Genomic DNA, 8863 nt, shown 5'->3' on the forward strand with positions numbered 1-8863 from the left:
CAGTTCTAAAAAATACCCCGGAATTGTATCCCGGGGTAAGGGTCTTTCATTTCTGAACTACTTTTTAGGAGGCATCAGGTCCGTGATGGTTCCTTCTGCCATCTCCGCAGCCAAGGCAAAGGTTTCAGAGAGAGTGGGGTGGGCATGGATGGTCAGTGAGACATCTCCCAGGTCTGACCCCATCTCAATGGCGAGGTTGGCTTCAGCCAGGAGTTCACCCGCGTTGTTTCCGCAGATTCCAGCTCCCAGTATCCTCTTTGTTTCCGGATCGTAGAGAACCTTTGTCATCCCTTCATTCCTGCCGTTACTGAGGGAACGTCCGCTGGCTGCCCAGGGAAAGACTCCCTTTTCATAGGCTATTCCCTTTTCGGCTGCTTCCTTTTCGGTCAATCCGGTCCAGGCCAATTCGGGGTCTGTATAGGCCACCGAGGGAATACAGGCCGGTGAGAACTCGGATGGCTCTCCGGCGATGACTTCGGCGGCAACCTTTCCTTCGTGAACCGCCTTATGTGCCAGCATCGGCTGACCTGTTATGTCACCGATGGCATAAATGTGGGCAATCGAGGACTGTCTTTTTTCATTGACTGGTATGAATCCCCGTTCATCAGGAGTAATGCCAAGAGCCTCCAGGCCGATGGCGTCGGAATTAGGCCGCCGTCCTATGCTCACCAGTATCCGGTCATAGAGGGTTGCACCCGGAGCCCCTTCCCCTTCAAAAGAGACAAGAAGACCCTCTTTTCTGGGTTCTACTTTTGTCACTTTGACCGAGGTATAAATCGCTTTCAATCGCTTTTTATACATCCGGGCCAGGGGTTTCACCAGATCTGAATCCGCAGGGGGGATGATCTGGTCCATCAGTTCTACAACAGACACTTCCGATCCAAAGGCGCTGTAGACGGTGGCCATCTCCATTCCGATGATTCCTCCTCCTACGATCAGGAGTGTCCCCGGGATCTCCTTCAGTTCCAGGGCATCCGTAGAGTCCATGACTCTGGAATCGTCAAAGGGAAACATGGGAAGCTGTACAACCCGGGAGCCCGTGGCAATGATGGCCTGTTTAAAGGTCACTTCCGCCTCATCATCTCCGGTCACTCCCAGTGTCGTTGATGAGAGGAAGGTTCCGGTTCCATTGAGAACCTGTACTTTTCTCTGTTTGGCCATAGCTCCCAGACCCTTTGTCAGGGTGGAGACAACCTTGTCTTTGTGGGCTCTCATTCCGTTGAGGTCCAGTTTTGGTTTGGCAAAACTGATTCCAAATTGATCTGCTTCGCCCGCTTCATTGATGATTTGTGCCAGGTGCAGGAGCGATTTGGAAGGAATACAGCCTTCGTTCAGACAGACTCCTCCCAGGATGCCCCGTTTTTCAACCAGGGCCACCGATTGTCCCAGATCTGCCGCCCTGAAAGCGGCTGTATAACCTCCCGGTCCGCCGCCCAGGATAAGGGTATCAACTTGTATATTCTTTTTATCAGACATTTATTCTTCTCCACATGGTTTAGATAGAGCATCTCTCCCCGGAGGGAGAGATAAAAATTATAGCAGAATTTTCTTCATATCCTCCAGAAGATCCGCCAGGTAGCGGATAAACCGGGCAGCCATGGCTCCGTCAATAACCCTGTGGTCGTAGGAGAGGCTGAGAGGGAGAATCAGACGGGGTTCAAATTCACTTCCATTCCACCAGGGCTGTGTGGACGAACGGGAGAGTCCCAGAATGGCGACTTCCGGCGGATTGATGATGGGCGTAAAAAAGGTTCCGCCTATCCCTCCCAAATTGGATATGGATATACCCGCTCCCTGCAGGTCTGCCGGTTTCAGCTGACCATCCCGCCCTCTGAGGGCCAGGTCTTTGATGGCCACTACAATCTCGGTGAGGTTCAACTCATCCACATCATGAATGACCGGCACCAGAAGTCCCTGGGGGGTATCCTCTGCAATTCCGATGTTATAGTAGTTTCGGAGAAAGAGCTTCTCTCCTCCGGGAGCCAGAACGGAATTAAAACGGGGGAATTCTTCTATCGTCTTGTAGAGCGCCTTGATCACAAAGGCCAGGACAGAAAATTTAACACCCTGATCCCCTTTTTGATTGAGTTCTTTCCGCCAGGTTTCCAGAGAACTGATATCAGCCTGTTCATACTGGGTGACATGAGGGATATTCACCCAGCTGGCATGGAGGTGGGGACCCGATATCTTCTGGATTCTGGTCAGTTCCAACTCAGTTACCCCACCGAACTTGGAGGGGTCTGTATAGGCCGCATGGGGAAGACCCGCTCCTGAACCGGAGCCCGAGGCTCCTGTTTTTACGAGGGCTTTTACAAAATTCTGTATGTCCTCTTTTGTCACTCTCCCCTTGGGAGCTGTGCCCTGTACTGTGGACAGATCCACTCCCAATTCCCGGGCAAAACGGCGTATGGACGGGGAGGCATGGGGCACTTTACCAGCCGGTCGATCCACTGGCTTTGCCGGTGGTGTCTGTTCTGCTGGAGCCTGTACAGTCTTAACGGGCTTTTCAGCCTCAGTTCTGGCCGGCTCAGATGCCTTGGGAGGAGCTTTTGTCTCTTCTGGTACTGATTCAACCTCGGCAACTTCCGCCAGAGCAATCAAATCGCCGGTTTTCAGCTTATCTCCTTCCTTTACCTTAATTTCCCGGATCACTCCGGCGAAGGGGGAGGGGATCTCCATCACAGCCTTTTCACTTTCCATGGCCAGCAGGGCCTCTTCGGCTTCGACCTCCTGGCCCAGGGTTATGAATATTTCCGCTACTGGAACGGAGTCATCCGTACCCAGGTCGGGGATTCTAATTTCTTTTAATTCTGCCATTGTTCTTCCTTACACTGTCATCGGATTGGGCTTGCTGCTATCCAGATCATACTTCTTGATGGCCTGGCTCAGTACTTCGGTTTTCAGGTTTCCCTGATCTACCAGTCCCTTCAAGGCGTTTAGAACGATATAGTACCGGTCTACTTCAAAAAAGCGCCGCAGCTGTTCTCTTGAATCACTCCGTCCGTATCCATCGGTACCCAGAATAATGGTTTGGTTGGGTATGAGCCGCCTGATCTGCTCAGGATAGGCTCTGATATAGTCCGTACTGATCACAACGGGTCCCTCATGTCCCTTCATCGATTTGCTAACATAGGAGACTTTCGGTTTTTTATCGGGGTTATTCATATTGTAACGTTCACATTCAGAACCTTCCCTGTGCAGCTGATTGATGCCCGGGAGGCTCCATATATCAGAATCGACCTTCCATTCTTCCTTCAGAATCACCGCGGCCGCCAGGATTTCCTGGAAAATGCTTCCCGATCCCATGAGCTGTACTCTTTTTGAAGCTCCTTCTGCTTTTTTGAAGAGGTACATACCCTTGCGGATTCCCTCTTCACTGCCCTCGGGAAGGCCGGGCTGGATATAGTTTTCATTCATCAGGGATATGTAGTAGAAGACACTCTCATTGTCCTGATACATCCTCTTCATTCCATCCTGGATAATCACGGCCAGTTCAAAGGCAAAGGCTGGATCATAAGACTGGCAGCTGGGGATTGTACCCGCCATGATATGACTGTGTCCGTCCTGATGCTGCAGGCCTTCACCGTTCAAGGTCGTCCGCCCTGAAGTGGCTCCCAGAAGGAAACCCTTGGCCCTGATATCACCGGCCATCCAGGCCAGGTCTCCAATCCGCTGAAAACCGAACATGGAGTAGAAAATGTAGAAGGGAATCATGTTGACTCCGTAATGGGAGTAGGCCGTTCCCGCAGCCAGCCAGGAGGAGAAGGCTCCCGCTTCGTTTATTCCTTCTTCCAGAATCTGCCCTTTTTTATCTTCCTTATACCACATGACAGATTCAGAATCCTGAGGTTCATAGAGCTGTCCGTAGGGGGCGTAAATTCCCAGCTGACGGAACATGCCTTCCATTCCGAAGGTCCGGGCTTCATCCGGGACGATGGGGACAATCTGCTTTCCAATCTCCTTATCCCTGGCCAATGTGCTTAACAGACGAACAAAGGCCATGGTTGTCGACATCTCTTTGTCTCCTGAACCCTTTAATATAGCCGAGAAACTATCCAACGGGATGGATTTTATGGGGGTTGATATATTATTTCTGGAAGGTAAATACCCGCCAAGTCCCTCGCGTGTCTGCCGGATATATTTCATTTCCTTGCTGTCTTCATCAGGTTTCAGATAGGGAACATCATAGAGTTCATCATCTTTGAGAGGAATATGGAACCGGTCTCTGAATACTTTTAGAGATTCTAGGTCCATCTTCTTCTGGGAGTGGGAGCTGTTCGCCGCTTCACCGGCATCACCCATCCCGAAACCCTTGACCGTCTTGGCCAGGATGACCGTGGGCTGACCCTTGTGTTTAACCGCCGAGGCATAAGCCGCATATATTTTACGGGGATCGTGTCCACCGCGGCTCAGTTTGAATATTTCTTCATCTGTCATACCTTTGACCAGTTCAAGAGTTTCCGGATACTTCCCGAAGAAATGTTCTCTTATATAGGCACCATCATGGGCCTTGAATGCCTGATATTCTCCGTCGACACACTCGTTCATCCTCTTGATCAGCAGTCCGGATTTATCTTTGTTTAAAAGAGCATCCCATTCGGTACCCCAGATGACCTTGATGACATTCCAACCGGCTCCCCGAAAATTTCCTTCCAGTTCCTGGATGATATTACCGTTTCCACGAACCGGACCATCCAGTCTCTGGAGGTTGCAGTTGATGACAAATATCAGATTGTCCAGTTTTTCCCGGGCTGCCAGGCTGATGGCTCCCTGTGATTCTGGTTCATCCATCTCACCGTCTCCCAGGAACGCCCAGACCTTCCGGTCTCCCGGATCAGCCTGATCCCGGGCCTCCATGTATTTCATAAAACGGGCCTGATAGATGGCTTGAAGGGGGCCCAGTCCCATGGAAACCGTCGGAAACTGCCAGAAATCGGGCATCAGCCAGGGGTGGGGGTAGGATGAGAGTCCTTTGCCTCCCGTTTCTTCCCTGAAATGATCCAGCTGTTCTTCTGTTAATCGTCCTTCCAGAAAGGCCCGGGAATACATTCCCGGTGAGGAATGGCCTTGAAAGAAGATCAGGTCTTCTCTGGTCGGGGCTTTGGGTCCCTTGAAAAAATAGTCAAATCCCACTTCGTAGAGGGCCGCGCTGGAGGCGAAACTGGCTATGTGCCCTCCGAGGCCCGTATCTTTTCGATTGGCTCTGACTACCATGGACAGGGCATTCCAGCGCACGTAGGCGGCTACATCCCGGGCTATTAATGTATTCCCCGGCATCTTTTCCGATTCTTCCGGTGTCAGTGTGTTTATATAGGGTGTTGTGGGACTATAGGGGACTTTTATTCCTTTTTTTCGAGCCTGATCGATGAGATTCTGAATCAGAAAGTGAGCCTTCTCATTGCCCTCTTCTCCAATGACTCCCTCAAGAGCTTCCAACCATTCCCGGGTTTCTTCCGGGTCTTTATCTAAGTATTCAGACATTATTCCCTCTCAATAGTAAAATGAATTCAGCGCATTTCAGCAGTTTTATATCTTGCTTTAATCCTCATACATTCCCTTCCAATATTCAAATTTTGGAATTTTATTTATGGAATGGAAACTAAAGATAATTAATATACTAGTAAAAAGCTAATATAAGGGGGTATTTTTTTGATATGAAGGATCTGAAATAAGAATCATTATAGGGCATTGGGCCTTTGAAAACTTAATTTACAGACCAATATCCTAATCCCGCTTCTCTTCACAATCTGCCCGATATAGGGCAAATGATGCCACTTTATCGGTTGGAATCGATGGTTCCTGTTGGAAAATTCGGAGAATTACTGTATATAGTGAGTAAGTTATGGCAAAAATCAGTCTGGATGAGCAATTTAGACATCACCTCCTCACTAGTTATCCTGTCAGCAGTGATCTCCTGGATCACCTGCTGGAAGATCTGGGAGAATACTTTGCAGTGGAAGTGAAAGATTTCATCGGAAAAAGGCATCAGGACCTTCAGAAGGAAGGTCACAGTAATGATGAAATTTATAGCTTGATTCAGAAAGAGTTGAAACAACGGCGTTTTGCTGCTTCCGACCTGTCTTTACGGCAGATCAGAAGAATCATATACGGCTGACCCTTCGGCATTGAGCCGGAAAATTGAGGAGAAATAAATTATGTGCGGAATTGTAGGATATTTAGGGAGCCGGGAAGCCGTTCCTGTATTGCTGAAAGGGCTCAAACAACTTGAATACAGGGGGTATGACTCCTCAGGAATCGGTGTTCTTCATAGAAAGAAAATCAAGGTGGTCAAGGAAGAGGGCAAGCTGGCCCGGCTGGAAGCCAAGATCACAGAAAAGATTCCATCTACTGTGGGCATCGGCCACACCCGATGGGCCACTCATGGCGGCGTCACTACCGAAAATGCCCATCCCCACTGCGGACCCGAAGGCCGGGTGGCGGTTGTGCATAATGGAATCATTGACAATTTTGCACTCCTGAAAAAAGAGCTGGAGGCCAGAGGGAATGTCTTTCTCAGTGAAACAGACTCAGAAGTCGTTGCTCACCTGGTAGAATTATACATGGATCATGGACCCGAAAAAGCAGTCTCCATGGCTCTGGACAGACTGGACGGAACCTATGGGATGCTCATTCTCTTCCGGGATTTTCCCGATATGATCATCGGGGCACGAAACGGCAGCCCTCTTGTTGTTGGTGTGGGTCAGAAGGAAATGTTCCTGGCCTCGGATGCCATGGCCTTTGCAGGATACACCCAGAATGCCATCTTTATCGAAGACGGTGAAATGGTTGTACTGAACTCTGATGAGTACAGAGTCGTGAACCGTCAGAATATACAGATCAAAAAGAGTGTGGAAGAACTTAACCTGGATAGCGGTGGTCATAACAAGCTGGGATATTCACACTTTCTCCTCAAGGAAATTTTTGAGCAGCCCGAATCAGTCTTCCGTGCCATGGGGCAGGGGGGGCGTCTGCTCTCCGAATATGGAACCTCTCTTCTGGGAGGACTCAATATGGACAAACGGGATTTTTTTGACATCAAGAAAATCCATATCCTCGCCATGGGGACGGCCCAGTATGCCGGTGAAATTGGAAAATATATCATCGAAGAGCTGGCCCGTATTCCCGTGGAAGTCTCTGATGCCTCAGAGCTCTGCGGTATTAATCCCATCGTGGACAAGCATACTATCTTTGTCGCCATCAGCCAGTCTGGAGAGACCCGTGACACCATTGCCGCCGTTCAGGAAATCAAGCAGAAAGGGGGCCGTGTCCTGGGTATTCTCAATGCGGTCGGCTCCACTCTGGCCCGGATGACCGACGGAGGTGCCTACATTCATGCGGGATCTGAAATATCTGTGGCCAGTACAAAGGCCTTTACCAGCCAGGTCACCGTTCTGGCCCTGCTGGCCCTCATGATCGGACGAACCCGGGACATCTCATTACACCGGGGTAAAGAACTGGTTGCTGAGCTTATGGCTCTGCCCGACAAGATTAGAACCATCCTTGCCAAAGCCGAAGACATCAAGGACATGGCCGAGGAACTCAAGAACCATAACTCCGTCATGTACATGGGACGGGGCATCAACTTTCCAGTCGCCATGGAAGCCGCGTTGAAGCTGAAGGAAGTGAGCTACATCCATGCAGAAGCCTACAGTGCCGGGTCTCTCAAGCACGGTCCGCTGGCTCTGATAAGTGAAGATATTCCCTCGGTCTTCATATGCACCAAAGGGGACTATCAGGAAAAGACAATCAGTAATATTCAGGAAGTACGGGCCAGAAACGGCCGGGTTCTGGTTATCTCCAACTATGAAGACGAGAGCCTGAGGAAGGTGGCAGACAAGCTCTTTGTGGTTCCCGATTCAGACCCCCTGTTGTCTCCTCTGTTGACCATCATCCCCTGTCAGCTTCTGGGATTTTATACAGCTCTGACACTGGGGCGGGATATTGACCAGCCCCGAAATCTGGCTAAGTCGGTTACGACGGATTAAGCCGTTTCCGGGCGGCTTCCCTACCGGCCACTGCCGTTCGGGGAAGCGCGCTGTCCGCTCAAAGGGCCTTCTCCGAAAGCCTGTTCCGGCTTGCTCCGCGCCGCCGGGGCTTTCGGGGCCCTAACCGCTCCCATCGCTGCCGCATAGGGAGCGACCCAAATAGGACTTACCACCATGCCTGCTAAGATGTTTCAATCTACCCTCCCCCAAGGGGAGCGACTCACAGTTCTTCTACTTACACCCCCTTTTACTGATAGATATTGGTAGTATTTGACAATATTTAACTCTCACTTCATACTGTGTCCATGGTTGAAGAAAATGATCAAGCATTCACGATAAAGGACCTTTCAAAGTACCTGAGAATTGCCGAGTCCAGTTTGTACAAGTTGGTCAGAGAAGGAAAAATCCCCGGACAAAAGATAGGTAAAACTTGGAGGTTTTTCAAACCGGCCATTGATTCGTGGTTATCAGAGAAATCAGAAAATAGAGAAAACACAGGGAAAGGTAAATGACCAAAATAAACTCCACAGAAAATTTAAACTTCATTTGGGGAGTGGCAGATCTACGAGTCGAAAATATGGTCTACCATAGGCAACAGGATTACTATACGGCTATTGAGGAAAGCTCTTCAAGGGGAGATTGTACCCCCTTTGTAGAGTTTATGTTGGAAACCATTCATAAAGAGATTCTTATAACTACCCCTAAAACTACCCCTAAAGATACTCAAAGGAAAATCCTTGTTCTTATGCAAAGTGAGCCGACACTTACCCGTAAAGAGTTGGCTGAAAAGCTGGAATTGACTGTGTATAGAATAAAGTATCACATTAAAGAACTGAATAAACAAAAGAAAATCCAATATATAGGATCATCTAAAAAAG

The 8863-nt window shown here is 49.5% G+C and carries 7 protein-coding genes; 4 read left to right on the forward strand and 3 right to left on the reverse strand.

Annotated features, from left to right (window positions below; translation table 11 throughout):
* Positions 1-57: 57 nt before the first annotated feature.
* From lpdA to aceE, 3 genes are read right to left on the reverse strand one after another with little or no spacing between them, the layout of a single operon-like run.
* Positions 58-1476, reverse strand: a complete 1419-nt coding sequence (lpdA, locus tag PF479_RS20620; RefSeq protein ID WP_298010951.1) for a dihydrolipoyl dehydrogenase — start codon at positions 1474-1476, stop codon at positions 58-60.
* A gap of 57 nt (positions 1477-1533) precedes the next feature.
* A complete protein-coding gene (locus PF479_RS20625) occupies positions 1534-2817 on the reverse strand; it encodes a 2-oxo acid dehydrogenase subunit E2 (RefSeq protein WP_298010953.1) in 1284 nt (427 codons plus the stop codon).
* 9 nt (positions 2818-2826) lie between these two features.
* Positions 2827-5481 carry a pyruvate dehydrogenase (acetyl-transferring), homodimeric type gene (aceE, locus tag PF479_RS20630; RefSeq protein WP_298010956.1) on the reverse strand — a complete coding sequence of 885 codons (2655 nt, stop codon included), beginning with the start codon at positions 5479-5481 and terminating at the stop codon, positions 2827-2829.
* 361 nt (positions 5482-5842) lie between these two features.
* Between aceE and PF479_RS20635 the strand changes: the two genes are divergently transcribed.
* From PF479_RS20635 to PF479_RS20650, 4 genes are all read left to right on the forward strand, one after another.
* Positions 5843-6115 carry a hypothetical protein gene (locus tag PF479_RS20635; RefSeq protein WP_298010958.1) on the forward strand — a complete coding sequence of 91 codons (273 nt, stop codon included), beginning with the start codon at positions 5843-5845 and terminating at the stop codon, positions 6113-6115.
* 40 nt (positions 6116-6155) lie between these two features.
* Positions 6156-7985, forward strand: coding sequence for a glutamine--fructose-6-phosphate transaminase (isomerizing) (glmS, locus tag PF479_RS20640; RefSeq protein ID WP_298010959.1), 1830 nt, complete (start codon positions 6156-6158; stop codon positions 7983-7985).
* A gap of 305 nt (positions 7986-8290) precedes the next feature.
* On the forward strand, positions 8291-8497 hold the full coding sequence (locus PF479_RS20645; protein WP_298010961.1) for a helix-turn-helix domain-containing protein: 207 nt from the start codon (positions 8291-8293) through the stop codon (positions 8495-8497).
* Positions 8494-8863: winged helix-turn-helix domain-containing protein (locus PF479_RS20650; RefSeq protein WP_298010963.1), on the forward strand; the 370-nt coding region annotated here is incomplete at its 3' end. The genes PF479_RS20645 and PF479_RS20650, both read left to right, overlap by 4 nt.

It is taken from the genome of Oceanispirochaeta sp., from assembly GCF_027859075.1.
Classification (GTDB): Bacteria; Spirochaetota; Spirochaetia; order DSM-2461; family DSM-2461; genus Oceanispirochaeta.

What these genes read in the sequence shown, in the direction of transcription:
- aceE (WP_298010956.1), bottom strand. Translation starts at nt 5,481, where the DNA reads ATGTCTGAATACTTAGATAAAGACCCGGAAGAAACCCGGGAATGGTTG.
- PF479_RS20635 (WP_298010958.1), top strand. Translation starts at nt 5,843, where the DNA reads ATGGCAAAAATCAGTCTGGATGAGCAATTTAGACATCACCTCCTCACT.
- glmS (WP_298010959.1), top strand. Translation starts at nt 6,156, where the DNA reads ATGTGCGGAATTGTAGGATATTTAGGGAGCCGGGAAGCCGTTCCTGTA.
- PF479_RS20625 (WP_298010953.1), bottom strand. Translation starts at nt 2,817, where the DNA reads ATGGCAGAATTAAAAGAAATTAGAATCCCCGACCTGGGTACGGATGAC.
- PF479_RS20645 (WP_298010961.1), top strand. Translation starts at nt 8,291, where the DNA reads ATGGTTGAAGAAAATGATCAAGCATTCACGATAAAGGACCTTTCAAAG.
- lpdA (WP_298010951.1), bottom strand. Translation starts at nt 1,476, where the DNA reads ATGTCTGATAAAAAGAATATACAAGTTGATACCCTTATCCTGGGCGGC.